Origin of the sequence: Petroclostridium xylanilyticum, assembly GCF_002252565.1 — a bacterium.
Taxonomy (GTDB): domain Bacteria; phylum Bacillota; class Clostridia; order SK-Y3; family SK-Y3; genus Petroclostridium; species Petroclostridium xylanilyticum.
Genome location: NZ_NPML01000027.1, coordinates 1 through 15057, shown reverse-complemented (window position 1 = coordinate 15057; position 15057 = coordinate 1). Strand labels below are relative to the sequence as shown.

The window sequence follows — 15057 nt, the reverse complement described above, 5'->3', positions numbered from 1 at the left end:
CATCTTAGAGCAATCTCTCATAGATTTTTTCTTTTTCAGCAGCAAAGCGTTCCACAGCCTTGCTGATAGTTTCTCGATAAAGAGCGCTTTCAGCTTCGTAATGAGTTACCAGCTCTTTCTGCTCTTCTATACTTAAGAGTGGTATTTCCATTTCCATAATGTCAGTGTGATTTATATTGACAATGGTTGTCCCCCGTTGAAAGCTTTTAATAAGTGCTATTCCGACAGGACTCTCAAAGAATATCTTAAGATAATCGCTTAAAATCCTATTATTGGGTCTAATAACGATAACATTAGCCGAGGCGATAACGATACTTTTTTGTTTACGGTATACACCCGTTTTAATTGCCGACCCCCTACAAGATAAGACTATGTCTCCATCTATCAGTTCATATCTCTTAATTTTTCGTTCTTCTTCATCAATACTGTCCATATTGGAATAATCAATGCCGGTATCGGTAATGTTTGAAATATTCAGTACCATGATTTTCCCAGGCTTAACATCTTTTTTGAGGATTGATTTTCCCCTGAAAACCTCCGCAACTTCATGAAGTTTAACTCTTTCAAGAGTTGATGTCTTATACTTTCTGATATTCTCATCATCATCCTCAAGTATGAGTTCAATTCGCCAATCCTCATGAGCGGCAAAATCTTTGCTCCCCACTACCTTTACTTTATCGACATAAAGACCATTATCATAACCCAAATATCCCACGCTCACATTTTCCTTTTTTACAGCACCTATTTTAAGCATATAGGTTTTTATGGCAGTATACGGCTTGAAAGTACCTTCGGGAAGACTGTAAATACCCTCCAATTGATAGTGGGTCATGATATGCTCACGCAGCTTTGCTTCAGAACCGCTTGCAAATGTAATCTTAGCAGGGAGCACAGTCACCAGCGTGCCCCTGTCAGATAAGTGCCCAAGTAAATTCTGCGTTGCTACAATATCCGGTCTTGAGGACATGAATTTATGGTTAACGGCTTCAATCTTGCCGCCAAAATCAGGCAGTGAATAGATAAAGTCAAAACGTGCGTCAATAAGCAGCTCCTGGTATATCGACTGATTAAGAATACTGACGTTCTTATATTCTTCAAATCCAAGCTTAAGCAGCATAAACATAAGTACATTGGATGTGGTAAAGGTTATATTGCTTGACTGATGCTTCTCCACAAAGCCTTTAAGACCTGATAGGCTTTTTTCTGCTTCGGCAATAAGTATCGACTGGGCTTTTGCATCATCTATCAGGCTACAGACATATTCCGTCAAATAAGCTGGAGAGAATATCTGTCCGAAGCGGTCATTTTGGTATAGTTTAAGTGTATACTCAATAAGATCAATTTCTTGGGCAACCTTATAAATAGCAGAAAAGAAATCCCTGTCGCCCGGAAAGTATCCAAGGATTGTACTTTCGGTAGAATGCTTCATTAATTCGAAAAGCTGCTCTCCATCTTGCAGAGATTTTTTCTGTGATTTCACGGCTCGCGCTGTAAGTTTGACGCGTAACATTTCGTTCAATAATTGCTCTCGTGAGGTAATACCGCGCATAGCAAACGAATTAATAAAAATATCTATTGATGGGTTCACGATTTTCCTCCTTTCTATCCAAATGTGTAAATTCTTCCATTGATAGTAGTGTATCATAAATATTTTAGTATGTCTATACTAAAATATTATTTTTACATTTTCTAGTCTGTTGATGCTAAACTATTTTGTTTCTTTGTCTGATGTTGAATATTTCTTAGAGTGGGCAGTTCACTGCATAGCTCACGGTGAACCGTACCACAGTTCACCAAATAAACAGACTGCCCCCTTGGTGTAAAAGTAAGGTTTTTCAGAGTTACCCCATCCCTGATTTTAAAAAATACATGTTGCTGCTCTTGCCCCCGTTCTCACGCCACCGCTGCTCCTTGCGAAGATAACCGCTCTTTTCAAGATCTGCGATGGCTCTTTTTACGGTGCTCCGTGACAACTTCAGTTCTTCGGCGATGGTACCGATCGCCGGATAGCATTTGCCGTCCCTGTCCGCCCTGTCACGAAGGTACATGTAGACAGTTACAGCCCTATGGGGAAGCTCTGATGCATAAAGCGATTCAAAATAACCCATCAGGCACCTCCTAATCTGTACGCAGCGGCGTCTCCATTTGCTGCTGTGCTTTTATCTTTGCTTGCAGCCTGGACTTCAATGCTTTCACCTGAATCTCTTCAGCAGGTGCAAGGGATATGCCGCCTTGAGCTGATGTGGAGTATGGTTCCAGTTCTTCTATATCTTCATATGCAATGTGCCGTTTTATAATTTCCTCTTCAAGCTCTTTTTTGTCAGCATAGGCAACCTTGCGGGCGGATTTTTCCTGCAGCTCATACACCTTTTCAAACCGGATGCCCCATTCAATGAACAGCTTTAAACTGGTTTTCATAGGACAGGCGCCGGTCTTTGCGACAATGAAGCTGCCTTTAGGCAGGGTCTTCAATTCGTCAGGAGTCATTAGGGGACGCTGGATCATTTGCAGGGATTGGGACGGATCATGCTTCCCCCGGGTGACCGAACCTGATAAAACTGTCTTATTGCCAAGGCTTCTGGAGAGTATCTCGGCTGATTCCGAGTTTGGGGCAAAGCCTCCGAAGATGGTGTCCTGGCAGTTGTCGATGATGATGGCGGCTCCTTCCTTGCCGTAGTTCTTTTCAAGCTGCGCAAAGCTCTGTATGATGGCCACGATGGAAACACGGCGGGAACGGGAAGCAGAAAACATCATCTCTGCACATTCAATTTTAGGTATGGTGCCAATCTCATCCAGGTACATCATGACACGGTTTTGAAGCCTGCCGCCCTGCTCATCGGCCACCGACAGTATTTCCCGGTACAGCTGCTGAACAATAAGGGAGATTAGAAAATATTTTGTGTTGTCTTCTTCCGGCATGACAAGGAAGATGGCAGACTTTCTTTTGCAAAAACGCTCTGCATCAATGGCAGTGTCAAAGCACAGTATCTGCTCCAGTTCTGAGTCCAGGAATGCATTCAACCGGGAAAGGGCTGTCGACAGGACGCTTTGCATCGCCTGCTCTGCAGTGTTTAATGCCGCTCCTGCAAACCATCTTGCCTTATGCTCTGACGGGAGCTTTTCAATGAGCAGCTGGAACTGGTTTTTTCCCTTTACGCCGGAGGGAGCCAGCAAATCCTGTATGAGCTTAAAGACCGATATGATATGGCGTTTCTCGTTTGGACAGTATTCCGCTACCAATAAAATGACGGCAGTCAGCAAGCCCTCGGCTGCATCGTAAAAAAATGCATTCTGGCCGTAGGAGCCTGCATCCAGTCCTCCGGAGTTGACAATGGTTTTGGCAATAATCTTTGCATATTTCTCCGCCCTGGCTTTTGCTGGGAGATTATCAGGATTGGCAAGGTATTCATCCATATATTTGTTCACAAGGTGCAGCATATTGTTGCCGTCGCTGCGGGTGGGGTTTCTCAGGTCAATGACGGACACATTGTAGCCATAGTAATCCTTGGCGATGCATCCGTAATTCCTGTAAAGGTCGCCCTTGGTGTCGGTGGTAATAAAGCTCATCCCGGAAGCACAAGCATATTCCAGATTAGGATAAAGGAAATTTGCGGTCTTGCCGACCCCAGCCGCACCGATCATCAATGCATGCACATCCCCCTGGTCTACAAGAGCGGTGACCGAGCCTGGAGCTGTTTTGCATCCCACAACCAGACCCTGCACCTTAGGCAGGTTGATGCCCTTGCGCCACCGTTCCGGCTCATAGGGTACATGGGCATAGGTCTTCTTTATTTCATTCTTCGTTGCAAACCTTGCCGTACCATGCTGGCCGTCACCTACCGTCCTGGCCTTGATACCATTCAAGGTATAGTAATGAGCCAGGAGAACGATAAAACCGATGACTCCAAACATAGTTGCAGCAGCTATAATTAAAGTAACCACCTGTGATGCTTGCATTGGTTTCCTCCTTCCTTCCAAATTAAGAAAGCCATGCACCAATTATTTTTCATTCGCACATGGCTTTCTTCAAATCTGCAGTTATAATATTGCTAAATACCAGGCTGCAAAAATTCTTCGCAAACAGCCTGCATATAATCGACTCTCTCTTCATTCTGCTTTTGCAGAGCTTCTATTCTCTGTTCCTGCTCTTCAAGACATATAAAAATTTGAACCTTGACGCAGTTTAGTGCAAGACTCATATACGACGCGATTAATTTTTGCTTATCCTCAAGGGTACGGATTCCAGATGTTTTGAGCTGAGCATTAATGGCATTGACATCCTGCTGGATATCCTCTGCTTTGGTTTTCAGCTTTCCCCGGTCCTGGTGCGGATGATAGCTGCGACAGAGTTCATCGGTCAGTTGCTTAAAATTCATCGGTTTTTCAAGTTGCCGGTATTGCGCCATCACTACAAACAGCGCATATACCGTCATGCTTAGCAGTTGTTCCATCAGGACAGCCTTTTGTCCATCGGTTGACCTAGATGACTGCATGAGGGGTATTGCTTTTTCATAGAGCTCCATCAGCATTGCATGAGGATTTTTCACGGATTTGATATGGTCGCACAAGTAATGAATCTCTCCGCACAGTTCTTTACAGGCTTCAAGCTTCGGATGCGGTTTTGCCGGAATCGGTGTTATGCCATGCTGCGCTTTCAGGTCCTCATTCCAATCCTTGCATGCTGGCTGCAAACATGAAACACTGGCATATCCTTTCTCAAGCAATATTTCCGTAAGGCGGCCAGCAGCTTCTATACCGGCAGGATCATGGTCAAGGCACAGTACCACATTTTTAATGTGCATATTTTTTGACAGCACATGCAGCATGGCATGTTCAGCCACACCATCCAGTGCTACATAGCTGTGCTGCTGCCAGCCGTTTTTATGCAGGGTGATAAATGACAGCATGTCGACGGGAGCTTCGAACACATAAAGGGTATCACTTGTACCGATGTAATTGAAGCTGTATTTTGGATCTGAGCCTTCCACATTTCCACGGTAACCAGCAGCGTTGGAATAGGTTCCTCTTTTATGTGCATGCCGGGCAGTACCGTTTTCATCATAGCCTGCAAAAACAACATTGTGATATTCCTTATCCTCATATATTTTTTTCTCTCTAGCAAAATGAGTAAGCACGTCCCGGTCAATATATCGCTGCTTCAAGAGGTAGGCATATACCCGGCGCATATTATCGGCAGCCTCCGGCAGAAGAAACTCCTTTCGCTTTGGCGGGGAGTCATTTTTATTGGTCTGCTTAAATTCCACACCCTGTTCGCCGCCCAGCAGCAGTATCACTGCATCAGGGAATGAGAGGCCATAAAATTCCTGCACAAAATCAATGGCCAGACCACCTTGCCTGGCGCTGTGGCGGAACCACCGGTTGCCCCGGATTGTCACACTATCATGACGCTTCCACCGCCACTCCCTGCCGGAGCGTATGAGCTGCTCTCCCTGCCGTCTGAGAAAGTCCACAAGGTCAACGGAGTTTGCACGCTGTTTCTGCTCATCGGTAAAATGTACGTACTCTGCCATAGCGATCCTCCTCGTCAGTGTTTCCGCTTGCCCGACCTGCGAAAATAAGCCACCCTTTTCACAGGTGGCTTCAGTCTTGAGAATATATAACAGACGGGGATCTTTTCTTTTTTCTGTAGGTAGTTCTTCTTCATGGGAATTCCTCCTAATAGCTTTGATGTGGCGCATGGTCGTTATATGCGTGACCTTGAGCCAGTTTTTTCTCTATGAGTTTTTTGCGGAGCTTGCGGTCAACCTGGATGAGAGGATTGCCAAAAGCTTTCTGATACTCCTCTCTAAAGATATTGCCCAAGTGATGCATCAATCGTGTTGCTGCAAGGAGTATGGATGGGTCTTTGAAGGAATCCATGCGTTCTAATAAAAACTTGGCATAGATATTTCCCTGTGCTGCAGCTGCCGACAGCCAATGCACCGCTGTTTCCTTATCCTGCCTGACATCATGCCCCAAAAGATACAGTTTGCCGAGGGCATATTGCGCATACTGATTGCCTTGTTCTGCAGATTTGGTGAACAGTTCCACAGCCTTTACGGCATCTTTCTCTAGATGGTTTCCTGTAAGGTACAGCTTCGCCATTGCATACTGTGCGGGAGCATTCCCGTTGTCCGCAGCTTTCCCCAGCCACTGCAATGCCTTTTCTACATTTTCATGCTCGCTGTCCGATTCAAGATAAATCCTGCCGAGCATATACTGTGCGTTGACATTTCCGAGCTTTGCAGATTTCTCAAAATATGTGGTGGCAGCAGTAATATCACCATCATCTTCTATTGATATATTCTGTTCCTCGTCCGGCTCAAAAGTGAAATGGTGACTGCCGATATTTAACGCTTCGGCAATCACCATGTTTTTAATGCTCTTGAATTCTTTCTGCTGTGAAAGCGGAAGAGGCGGCGGCAGCTTGTCAACATAGGTGCTTAAAACTTCATTACGCATTTCGTACCAGCTGCTGTAAAGCTCTGTTACTCTTTCATCCTTTGCAAGCTCATCGACAATCTGATTAACGAGTGCCTTGAGGGGAGCCTTCAGATAACCGTATTGCTTCTTGCCGGAAGTATATTTAAGCTTTTCAGCAAGGCGGGCAATCAATTCCTCTATATTTTTATTCTCACATACCCCTGCACGAAAAGGGCACACAGCCGCCAAATATGCGGCTTTTAGTATGCTATTTACACGGTGGTGTTGACGTCATTATTGGCAGCAGCCGTAGAGGAAGGCCGGGCCGGTCTTTTCGGCTTTTCCTGCACCCTGGAATCCCGGCTTTCAATGTACTCACGGACAGGCGCTGGGACATGCTTTTCGTAGAGCTTTTGCATCACATCGTCCAGCTCCGTCTGAAGATCGGCATCCTTTTTGCCCATGTACTGCTTGATAGCATTCAACTTTTCTTCATCAAATTTAATTTGAAGGGTTGCTTGTTTCATTGTGAATCTCTCCTTTCAAATTTACATACTCATGCTCATGCCTTGGGATTCTTCCGGTTCTTCCGGCAGCTCCGGCTGTCTGGCCTGCGAAGATAATGATGCTGATTCAGCCACCGCCTGCTCACGCTGGCGGCGGGTTTGTCTTGACTGGCGTTCCCTTTGTGGCTCCGGCTGCTGCTCCTGAGCTCTCTGTTCAAGCGTTTCCTCTTGCAGCGATGCTTGGTCTAGCTTACTTTCCACATATTCTCGAACGTGTGCCGGGACAACTTTTTCATAGGTTTTATCAAGGTAATCTTTAAGTTTCTGCTCAACAGTCAGCTCCTTTTTGCCCATAAAAAAACGGAGTGCATCCAGCTTCTCCGTGGGGAACATTATTTTCAGTTCAGTTTCTCTCATCGTTCTTTTCCTCCTATAAATCATTTTCATACCGGTAGATTCCGGCTCCGGCTTTGCATCATGAAGCCCTTGAGTTTGCTCCTGATGCGCAGCGAGAAAATCATTTCTTCCCTCCTTGGCAAACAAAAAAAGCCATCCCTTTTCGAGATGACTTTTGCTTCTAAATTATTCTGTTGGCTACATACTCTGGGTAAAATCTGACAAACCTTTGCGGTCCGGCTTCATACCTTCGGCAAGAGCCAGCGTCTTTTCCCATGTCTTTTCGGTTTCATATTTGAGAAACTCATAAAGAGGATTTAAATCTTCGGCTTCATCATACTTTTGCAGGCACTCGTAATACATCCGCTTATCCTCGTTATAGACAATGAGGGGCGGGTGGTTATGGGTCATGAGATAGTAATTCATCAGTGTCCTGCCGACACGCCCATTGCCGTCTGCAAAGGGATGAATATACTCAAACCTGGCGTGAAGATAGGCGGCGGCTTTTAAGACATCTTTGCCCTCATACGCGTTGACTTCGGCAATCAGTTCCGTCAGGTCCTTTTCCACATCCTCCGCAGCGGAGCCCACCTCATGGATGCCGGTTACATAATCGTGCTTTTTAAATTCGCCCGGCCGCTCCTCATTTTCAATATACCTGCGCTCATCGTAAGTTCCGCTGGTGAGAACCTTGTGAATTTCCTTGACCAGCTCGATGCTGAGAGGCTCCTTTTTCACGATTTTTTCTTTCAAAAACTCATAGCACAGCTTTTGATTCTGCTGTTCAAACAGGGCACGGGGACTTCCGGTGTAGCCCACAACCCTGCCGTTTTCAAAGATTTCTCTTGTATCGTGATAGGTGATTTCCTCGTTCTCTATTTTCCCGGAATGAAACGCAAACAGGATGCGGAAACTGTCAAGATATTTATCTAAATCAGCGGCGGACGCAATTTTGTATGACTGCCACAGTTCAACAGCCCGGTTATATTGATCCAAGCGCATTCCTCCTTTTTTACAATATTTGTTTCATTATACCACACTTTTAATAAACTTAGACAGAATTACGAAGGCTATAGGTTTATTTTAACAGGAAGTCTCGCCATTGGAAGCTACCCATTTTTCTAATCCACGGCATCGTTTTTCACCCTGCTTATGGCAGATAATTTCTTGGGTTTTGCTTTTCACCGTTCACTCGTACCTCAAAGTGCAAGTGTTCTCCGGACATATACAGGCTGCCTACGGCAATTTGGATGAGCAGAATTCCCCCTCTCTTGAGGTTGGCAAAAAACACTTTAATTACCGCATAGCCCATGAGGATCAAACAGAATATCCCCATAATGGGACTGACTAAGACATCGCCTATGCTGGCAAGGACAGCGGCAGCCATGGTGCTGATGCTGCTGTCTGCCGCTGCAAGTCCTGTGATGCCGGATGTGAAGGCGCCCTGCAGGGTAATCGCCAGCTTGTACAGTTCCACCGGCACAATGGTAAACAAGCTGACAGCCATAAAGCCCTTGATGGCATTTAAAGCTGTGTCCTTGATGCTGCCCCTGCCGCTTTGGTATTCAATGCCACATTCAAAGGCGGAAACCACAAGCCCTGTCCCATAAAGCGCCCATGCAAGAAAGGTTCATCCACATCGGAGGCAGGGATTTGCCGCCAAAGGACACCGGAACCTCCAGCGGGTTTTGAAAGCGCAGCAGCTTTTGTTTCAAATCCTGTTCGTTCATCAGAAGACCTCCTTTCAGCGCAACAAAAAAGAACGGAGGTTATCCGCTCTTTTTCGCCATGCCCATTCTTTAATTATGCCGTAGAATCCACTCCAAGAGTTGCTTATCATCCATCTCCCCAGCGGCAAGCTTTAAACCGGTTTCAATAATATCCTGATCCGAACAGGTTAGCTCGATGCCATTGATCTCCAGAAAAACCAGCATGGCAAGCATTCCGATTCTCTTGTTGCCATCAACAAAGGGATGATTTTTTACTAAAGAATACCCCAAACGCGCCGCCTTCGCCTCCAGTGTTTTATATACATATTCACCGCCAAAGGTCTGAAATGGAGCGTTGACCGCCGAGTCCAGCAGGTTCTCGTTACGAATCCCGTCCAATCCTCCGGTTTCCTTGATCAACGCGCTGTGCATCATCACGATTTGCGGGATGCTTAATCTTTTCATTTAGCCAGTTCCTCAAACGCCGCCCGGTGTTTTGTGATCAGGCGGCGGGCTATACTTTTCACATCCTCGTCAACCGCCATTTCCTCAGCCTGAAATTCACTGAACTCTGTGATAATATAACGCGGCACATTGTTTTTCAAAATGACCGCAACACCATTCTCATCAACCAAGCGCGCCACCTTGGAAAAATTCTGATTGGCCTCGGTAATGGATACAAGGCTGTTTGTGTTAATATTCATTCAAAACACCTCCTATTTCTATTATACACAGAAATAGGATAAATTCAACCTATTTCATTTCAAAACATCCCGCCGAGGGACTTGATGATCTCATAGCCGATGATGGCGAGATAGGTAAACAGGAAGCATATCAGCATAATGAAGGAGAAAATCCGGATTTTGGGCGGTATCTTCTGCGCCTCACCCTTGAGTCTTTGCAGCTCCAGCACCTTAAAATCGTGGGCGAGCATCTGAGAACAAATTTCGCCCTGACGGGCAACTTTAAAACCACAAATCGGATGGAGGCTAAACTTCATCCGATTTTATTATCATATCTCCCTCACAATGTGGACATAGGACAATTGGACTTCCGTTTTCAGCAAATTCCTCAGGTATATAGCTTTCATACGCTACAAAATCAGGTACATATTCTTCATATCCACACGCCCTGCATTTGAACATGATTAATTCATCTGGCTCATTTCCACCAAACGGAATTTCATCAAATTCTTCATAGACTATCTCTTCATTTTGATTTGCTTTACTCATAATAATCCCATCCTATTCATGTTCTTACAAAATCATAGATGTATCCATATTTGTAATGCCATATTTCCCACAAATCCATAGTTTCTCCACATTTTTTACATTTCAATGGATCCTTTGAAAAATTGTTTATCATCAATGCTCTCCATGTTAATGCTCTGTCTTTTGTGTCCCACCAGTCTTTTAATGTGTATTGTTTGCCTTTTAATCCACTTTTGATATACTTCAGTAATCCAAAACATTTCTTCACTTTTTGTTGTATACTTCCTGCATATACACCATATCTTCTCACCATCTTAAAATGCTTTGGCGGTATGTGCATCATCAGCTTCCCTATAAATTCTTCCACTTATATATTTTTTCCCACACTTATTGCAAAACCTACTTTTTCAACTAAAGCCTACTTTAATCTTCTCAAAACATTGCATGCAAATATATGCTACAAAACCTAACGTCACATCTCCACAATATAGCATTTTTAAGACTTCACTGAGTAAGTGTTCTCTCATTTTTTCTGGAAACTTTTCTTTCTTAGCTTCCCAAAATCTATTAAAATGTTCTTGAAATATTTGTTTGATAATCCCTTTTGTCTTCATGATTATTTATTATCTCAAAATCCTATATCCTTTGCCAATACTTATCCACAGAAATTTTGCGCAAGCTATTTCCTTAATAAAAAAAAGCAGCAGCATCTTATTCCGCTAATTCCGTAGTGAGGATTCCTTATTCGATTTATAGCCTATATAAAAAAAGGCAGCATGTGTTAAAACTACCCGTTATTTACCCGTTCTATTTGCGTATTCTGAACCTGCTGGGTAGCGTTCTCCCGAAATCTTGATCTTCGAGAGCGCGTCGTTCAAATCACTTAGCTCCTCGGGAGTCAGCTCAATGTCCGCTGCGCCAAGATTTTCTTCCAGGCGCTCCAATTTGCGTGTTCCTGGAATCGGAACAATCCATGGCTTTTGTGCAAGCACCCACGCCAGAGCGATTTGAGCCGGCGTTGCGTTTTTCCCTGCAGCAACCTTCTTGATAAGTTCCACTAAGACCTGATTTGCTTCGAGATTCTCCGGTTTAAAGCGGGGAACAATGCTGCGGAAGTCGGAGCTAACAAATGTTGCATTCTTATCAATTTTTCCGGTAAGGAAACCCTTGCCCAGCGGGCTGAATGGAACGAAGCCGATTCCGAGTTCCTCCAGGGTAGGCAGCAGTTCTTCTTCAGGACTTCTCCACATCATTGAATATTCACTTTGAATTGCAGTGAGCGGCTGAACCGCGTGTGCGCGGCGAATCGTTTGCACTCCTGCTTCAGAAAGTCCCCAATATCTGATCTTCCCTTCCTTGATTAGGTCTTGTATTACTCCAGCTACTTCCTCGATAGGCACATTTGGGTCAACACGATGCTGATAGTACAGGTCAATGGCTTCGACTTTAAGGCGTTTGAGCGAGCCTTCCACTGATTGCCTAATGGTCGACCGCTTGCTGTCAAGCACCTGCTTGCCATCTACCATTTTGATGCCAAACTTGGTAGCGATGACCACCTTTCCCTTGAATGGAGCAAGGGCTTCACCTACCAACTCCTCATTCACATATGGACCATATACTTCAGCGGTATCGAAGAAAGTAACACCGCGGTCAATGGCCGCATGGATCAATGAAATCATCTCTTTCTTGTCTGATGCCGGACCATAACCATGGCTCATTCCCATGCAGCCGAGCCCGATTGCAGAAACCTCAAAACCACTGTTTCCTAATTTACGTTTTTCCAATTCTATTTCCCCCTTTCGTTTATGGTATCAAATTAAGTTTTTTTAGCCAGTTTGCAACATCTTTGTCTGCTCTGTCAACACTGCCGCCTCTAATAGCCAACCCGGATAATACCTTTGCATTTGGGCAAAGTTTCTTGATGTCGCGTTCACTACTTCCCATTCCACTACCTTCATGTGTGCAAAATGGAATAATGGTCTTTCCTGAAAAATCATACGACTCTAAAAATGTAAATACCGCCATCGGCATCGTTCCCCACCAATTCGGATATCCGATATAAATCACATCATAAGAATTCATTTCTTCTACTATTTCTGTAAGCTTTGGTCTGGCATTTTTTCTCTTTTCTTCCTGTGCTACATTTGTTGTTTCCGTATAATCTTCCGGATAAGATTTTACTGTTTTGATTTGGAACATGTCGCTTCCTGTTAATTCCTGTATTTTCTTTGCTATTACTTCTGTGTTTCCAATTGGCAGGTTTACAATACTGCCTGCCACATAACTATTTCCTTTGCGTGAAAAATAAGCGATAAGGCTCTTAGAATTTGTCATTTCCTTTCCCTTTCTAATCAAGCATCTTTTCTATTCTACCTATTAAATATCAAATTTAGCAGTATCTAGCCATTTCACGATTTCTGGATCATTATGTGAAAAGAAGCTGCTTTTTTTCGTGTCTAGTGATGCAATCTTCTCCATGTCTTCTTGGCTTAATTTAAAATCAAAAATATTAAAGTTTTCAATAATTCTTTCTTTGTGTACAGACTTCGGAATCGCAACCACTCCTCTTTGTATCAACCAGCGTAAAATTACCTGTGCCACTGATTTGCTATATTTTTCAGCCAGTGATAACAAAACTTCATTCTGGAACATGTTATTTCTTCCTTCTGCAAAAGGTCCCCAGGATTCTATCTGTACATTGTACTCTTTCATCAGTTTAGCACTTTCTATTTGCTGGCAGAATGGGTGTGTTTCAATTTGATTTATGGCAGGAACCACTTCATTATGAAGTATTAAATCCACCAGACGATCCATCTGAAAGTTACTAACCCCAATCGCCCTAATTTTCCCCTCACGATACAGTTCCTCCATAGCTCGCCAAGAACCATATACATCGCCAAATGGCTGATGGATTAAATACAAATCCAAATAATCCAATTGCAATCTTTTCAGCGATTTCTCGAAGGCTCTTTTTGCACTCTCGTAACCGGCATCCTGAATCCAGAGCTTAGTCGTAATAAACAGTTCCTCTCTCGGTACGCCACTGTGTTTGATTGCTCTGCCAACCGCCTCTTCGTTTAGATAAGCAGCAGCGGTATCAATCAAACGATAGCCTGCCATGATCGCATCATAAACACACTGTTCGCATTCCTTCGCATCAGCAATCTGATAAACTCCAAAGCCCAGTATAGGCATCTCAACACCATTGTTTAAAATTATGTTTTGCATACTAAATCCTCCTTTGATTTTGCAAGCTGCATAGTTTGATTGCTCAATACTCATTTTACTCGGAATTTCCGCCTTTCCTCGAACTGGCAGACAGCACCAATACATTTTTGCCCATAAAATTAATTCTCCGATCTCTTTAGTTCTTTTTCTTTTTCAACTACTATCTGTTCATATACTGCAATTTTATAATTCAGGCGTTCCAGTGTTTTCTGCATATCTTCCATTCTTGCAATTAACTGCTTACGCTGCTCGGTCAAAAGTTCTTTTCTGGCCTCAATGGTCGCATCACCCTGTTGAAACAACTCGACATACTCAATCAATACTTCAATCGGAAGACCTGCATTCCGCATACATATGATAAACTCGACCCACTTACAGTCTTCTTCAGTATAATCCCTGATTCCGCTTTTATTACGGTTCACACGAGGAATCAGTCCGATGCGTTCATAATAGCGGAGTGTATCCTGTGAAACATTAAATTTTTCACTTACTTCTGCAATCGTCATACAGTTTCACCTCCTGACATCCGATATCATAACACTTGAAGTTAGCTCCAAGTCAAGCTCTCAGAAAAAGAGAAATCCTTACTCACTTTCCAAGTCGACTACATCGATCCGTAAGATAAGCTAAATGACAATTCACCCTGCGAGTCATCCAGCTTTTCCCTAAAATTGATGTTATTTTAAATTGTTATAATTCGCCAAGTTTAAAAATCAAAATTTCCGCTATTTTAAACTTGGCGAATTTCATGGATTGTTTCCTTGATTTATTTTTAATTTTAGACTGAACAATCCATATATTCTTCATCCGTTACGGGTTCTAACCATTCGGCGTCTCCCTTTTGAGGATTTGTTGTTATTCCGATATGTGTAAACCAGCTATCCGGTGTAGCACCATGCCAGTGTTTTACAGCCGGATTGATCTTTACTACATCCCCTGCGTGAAGCACCTGTACAGGCTTGCCTTCTTCCTGATAATATCCTTTGCCGCCTGTAACAAGCAGAATCTGCCCACCTGGATGTTTATGCCAATTATTTCTTGCGCCTGGCTCGAAAGTTACATTGTATATCGGGCAATTAAAGATGCTGTCATTAGAAACCAGCATTTCAAGCCATGCTGTCCCTATAAAATAGTCATTCGTAATTTTTTCACCTTTCGGGAACATTACACTTTCACTTAAATTTTTTGATTTGTTCATGTTTTATTCTCCTTTAAATTAAATTTTTCTTTCTACTGAAATATTGGATGTCATTCCACCTAATTTACTACCGGCTTTACACTTGTAATTTCAAACAAATCTTTAATATTCTTCTTTCTATGCTTGCGTGCAATGACCATGTGGATGCCCTGTTCGGCAAGATTTTTCGTATAAGGCACATGGAAATCATAGAGGAAAGCAGCAACGAATTTAGTTAATTTTTTCAATTGTAACCGTAAAATCACCGCGAATACTTGCAAGCTTTTCTATGCCAGATTTAATCTTACCCAATATAATAAGTCCATTTGCATAACCAAAATCTCTATAAAATATAGCCAAATTTCCCCAAGGAGAGTAATAAGTGAAATCTCCAACTGAAGGATCAC

The 15057-nt window shown here is 43.4% G+C and carries 21 protein-coding genes and 2 pseudogenes; all 23 read right to left on the bottom strand.

Annotated elements, in window-relative coordinates; genetic code table 11:
• Positions 1 to 4: 4 nt before the first annotated feature.
• The 23 genes and pseudogenes from CIB29_RS15870 to CIB29_RS18675 all read right to left on the bottom strand — a co-directional run bounded on the left by CIB29_RS15870 (position 5) and on the right by CIB29_RS18675 (position 15010).
• The gene (locus CIB29_RS15870) at positions 5 to 1588 is read right to left on the bottom strand and encodes a restriction endonuclease subunit S (protein ID WP_094551377.1); all 1584 of its coding nucleotides are present in this window, start codon (positions 1586 to 1588) and stop codon (positions 5 to 7) included.
• Between the two features lie 253 nt (positions 1589 to 1841).
• Entirely contained in the window at positions 1842 to 2108 is a 267-nt protein-coding gene (locus CIB29_RS15865; protein ID WP_094551375.1) for a helix-turn-helix domain-containing protein, read from the bottom strand.
• A gap of 10 nt (positions 2109 to 2118) precedes the next feature.
• Positions 2119 to 3957, bottom strand: a complete 1839-nt coding sequence (locus CIB29_RS15860; protein WP_094551373.1) for a VirD4-like conjugal transfer protein, CD1115 family — start codon at positions 3955 to 3957, stop codon at positions 2119 to 2121.
• Between the two features lie 92 nt (positions 3958 to 4049).
• On the bottom strand, positions 4050 to 5531 hold the full coding sequence (locus CIB29_RS15855; RefSeq protein WP_094551371.1) for a DUF3991 domain-containing protein: 1482 nt from the start codon (positions 5529 to 5531) through the stop codon (positions 4050 to 4052).
• Between the two features lie 145 nt (positions 5532 to 5676).
• The gene (locus CIB29_RS15850; RefSeq protein WP_341444443.1) at positions 5677 to 6663 is read right to left on the bottom strand and encodes a tetratricopeptide repeat protein; all 987 of its coding nucleotides are present in this window, start codon (positions 6661 to 6663) and stop codon (positions 5677 to 5679) included.
• A 32-nt stretch (positions 6664 to 6695) separates the two neighbouring features.
• Positions 6696 to 6950, bottom strand: a complete 255-nt coding sequence (locus tag CIB29_RS15845; RefSeq protein WP_094551368.1) for a DUF6103 family protein — start codon at positions 6948 to 6950, stop codon at positions 6696 to 6698.
• A 21-nt stretch (positions 6951 to 6971) separates the two neighbouring features.
• Complete coding sequence (locus CIB29_RS15840; RefSeq protein WP_094551523.1) at positions 6972 to 7346, bottom strand: DUF6103 family protein; 375 nt, start codon at positions 7344 to 7346, stop codon at positions 6972 to 6974.
• Between the two features lie 177 nt (positions 7347 to 7523).
• A complete protein-coding gene (locus tag CIB29_RS15835; RefSeq protein WP_094551366.1) occupies positions 7524 to 8321 on the bottom strand; it encodes a Fic family protein in 798 nt (265 codons plus the stop codon).
• 226 nt (positions 8322 to 8547) lie between these two features.
• Positions 8548 to 8955 (bottom strand): annotated as a pseudogene (locus CIB29_RS15830) (conjugal transfer protein TrbL family protein); the annotation flags it as partial.
• Complete coding sequence (locus CIB29_RS18685) at positions 8903 to 9055, bottom strand: hypothetical protein (protein ID WP_157910336.1); 153 nt, start codon at positions 9053 to 9055, stop codon at positions 8903 to 8905. The pseudogene CIB29_RS15830 and the gene CIB29_RS18685, both read right to left, overlap by 53 nt.
• A 69-nt stretch (positions 9056 to 9124) precedes the next feature.
• Complete coding sequence (locus CIB29_RS15825) at positions 9125 to 9499, bottom strand: type II toxin-antitoxin system death-on-curing family toxin (RefSeq protein ID WP_094551364.1); 375 nt, start codon at positions 9497 to 9499, stop codon at positions 9125 to 9127.
• Complete coding sequence (locus CIB29_RS15820) at positions 9496 to 9738, bottom strand: type II toxin-antitoxin system Phd/YefM family antitoxin (protein WP_028308182.1); 243 nt, start codon at positions 9736 to 9738, stop codon at positions 9496 to 9498. Before CIB29_RS15820 ends, CIB29_RS15825 begins: the two co-directional genes overlap by 4 nt.
• A gap of 59 nt (positions 9739 to 9797) precedes the next feature.
• A pseudogene (locus CIB29_RS15815) lies at positions 9798 to 9971 on the bottom strand (secretion protein F); the annotation flags it as partial.
• A 52-nt stretch (positions 9972 to 10023) separates the two neighbouring features.
• Complete coding sequence (locus tag CIB29_RS15810; RefSeq protein ID WP_094545758.1) at positions 10024 to 10266, bottom strand: hypothetical protein; 243 nt, start codon at positions 10264 to 10266, stop codon at positions 10024 to 10026.
• Positions 10267 to 10282: 16 nt separating this feature from the next.
• A complete protein-coding gene (locus tag CIB29_RS15805; RefSeq protein WP_094551362.1) occupies positions 10283 to 10612 on the bottom strand; it encodes a transposase in 330 nt (109 codons plus the stop codon).
• 40 nt (positions 10613 to 10652) lie between these two features.
• Complete coding sequence (locus tag CIB29_RS15800; protein WP_094550094.1) at positions 10653 to 10859, bottom strand: transposase zinc-binding domain-containing protein; 207 nt, start codon at positions 10857 to 10859, stop codon at positions 10653 to 10655.
• 180 nt (positions 10860 to 11039) lie between these two features.
• Positions 11040 to 12029, bottom strand: a complete 990-nt coding sequence (locus CIB29_RS15795) for an aldo/keto reductase (protein WP_094550096.1) — start codon at positions 12027 to 12029, stop codon at positions 11040 to 11042.
• A gap of 19 nt (positions 12030 to 12048) precedes the next feature.
• Positions 12049 to 12579 (bottom strand): flavodoxin, encoded by a 531-nt coding sequence (locus CIB29_RS15790; protein ID WP_094550098.1) that lies wholly within the window; start codon positions 12577 to 12579, stop codon positions 12049 to 12051.
• Positions 12580 to 12621: 42 nt separating this feature from the next.
• Complete coding sequence (locus CIB29_RS15785; protein WP_094550100.1) at positions 12622 to 13473, bottom strand: aldo/keto reductase; 852 nt, start codon at positions 13471 to 13473, stop codon at positions 12622 to 12624.
• 119 nt (positions 13474 to 13592) lie between these two features.
• On the bottom strand, positions 13593 to 13979 hold the full coding sequence (locus CIB29_RS15780; RefSeq protein WP_094550102.1) for a MerR family transcriptional regulator: 387 nt from the start codon (positions 13977 to 13979) through the stop codon (positions 13593 to 13595).
• Positions 13980 to 14251: 272 nt separating this feature from the next.
• Complete coding sequence (locus CIB29_RS15775; protein ID WP_094550104.1) at positions 14252 to 14671, bottom strand: cupin domain-containing protein; 420 nt, start codon at positions 14669 to 14671, stop codon at positions 14252 to 14254.
• A gap of 59 nt (positions 14672 to 14730) precedes the next feature.
• Positions 14731 to 14898, bottom strand: a complete 168-nt coding sequence (locus CIB29_RS18680) for a hypothetical protein (protein WP_157910294.1) — start codon at positions 14896 to 14898, stop codon at positions 14731 to 14733.
• Entirely contained in the window at positions 14882 to 15010 is a 129-nt protein-coding gene (locus CIB29_RS18675) for a cyclophilin-like fold protein (RefSeq protein WP_242965298.1), read from the bottom strand. Before CIB29_RS18675 ends, CIB29_RS18680 begins: the two co-directional genes overlap by 17 nt.
• Between the last annotated feature and the right edge of the window lie 47 nt (positions 15011 to 15057).

Coding starts and splice junctions, on each gene's coding strand:
- CIB29_RS15865 (WP_094551375.1), bottom strand. CDS start 2,108: ATGGGTTATTTTGAATCGCTTTATGCATCAGAGCTTCCCCATAGGGCT.
- CIB29_RS15860 (WP_094551373.1), bottom strand. CDS start 3,957: ATGCAAGCATCACAGGTGGTTACTTTAATTATAGCTGCTGCAACTATG.
- CIB29_RS15855 (WP_094551371.1), bottom strand. CDS start 5,531: ATGGCAGAGTACGTACATTTTACCGATGAGCAGAAACAGCGTGCAAAC.
- CIB29_RS15845 (WP_094551368.1), bottom strand. CDS start 6,950: ATGAAACAAGCAACCCTTCAAATTAAATTTGATGAAGAAAAGTTGAAT.
- CIB29_RS15840 (WP_094551523.1), bottom strand. CDS start 7,346: ATGAGAGAAACTGAACTGAAAATAATGTTCCCCACGGAGAAGCTGGAT.
- CIB29_RS18685 (WP_157910336.1), bottom strand. CDS start 9,055: ATGAACGAACAGGATTTGAAACAAAAGCTGCTGCGCTTTCAAAACCCG.
- CIB29_RS15825 (WP_094551364.1), bottom strand. CDS start 9,499: ATGAAAAGATTAAGCATCCCGCAAATCGTGATGATGCACAGCGCGTTG.
- CIB29_RS15820 (WP_028308182.1), bottom strand. CDS start 9,738: ATGAATATTAACACAAACAGCCTTGTATCCATTACCGAGGCCAATCAG.
- CIB29_RS15810 (WP_094545758.1), bottom strand. CDS start 10,266: ATGAGTAAAGCAAATCAAAATGAAGAGATAGTCTATGAAGAATTTGAT.
- CIB29_RS15800 (WP_094550094.1), bottom strand. CDS start 10,859: ATGAAGACAAAAGGGATTATCAAACAAATATTTCAAGAACATTTTAAT.
- CIB29_RS15790 (WP_094550098.1), bottom strand. CDS start 12,579: ATGACAAATTCTAAGAGCCTTATCGCTTATTTTTCACGCAAAGGAAAT.
- CIB29_RS15785 (WP_094550100.1), bottom strand. CDS start 13,473: ATGCAAAACATAATTTTAAACAATGGTGTTGAGATGCCTATACTGGGC.
- CIB29_RS15780 (WP_094550102.1), bottom strand. CDS start 13,979: ATGACGATTGCAGAAGTAAGTGAAAAATTTAATGTTTCACAGGATACA.
- CIB29_RS15775 (WP_094550104.1), bottom strand. CDS start 14,671: ATGAACAAATCAAAAAATTTAAGTGAAAGTGTAATGTTCCCGAAAGGT.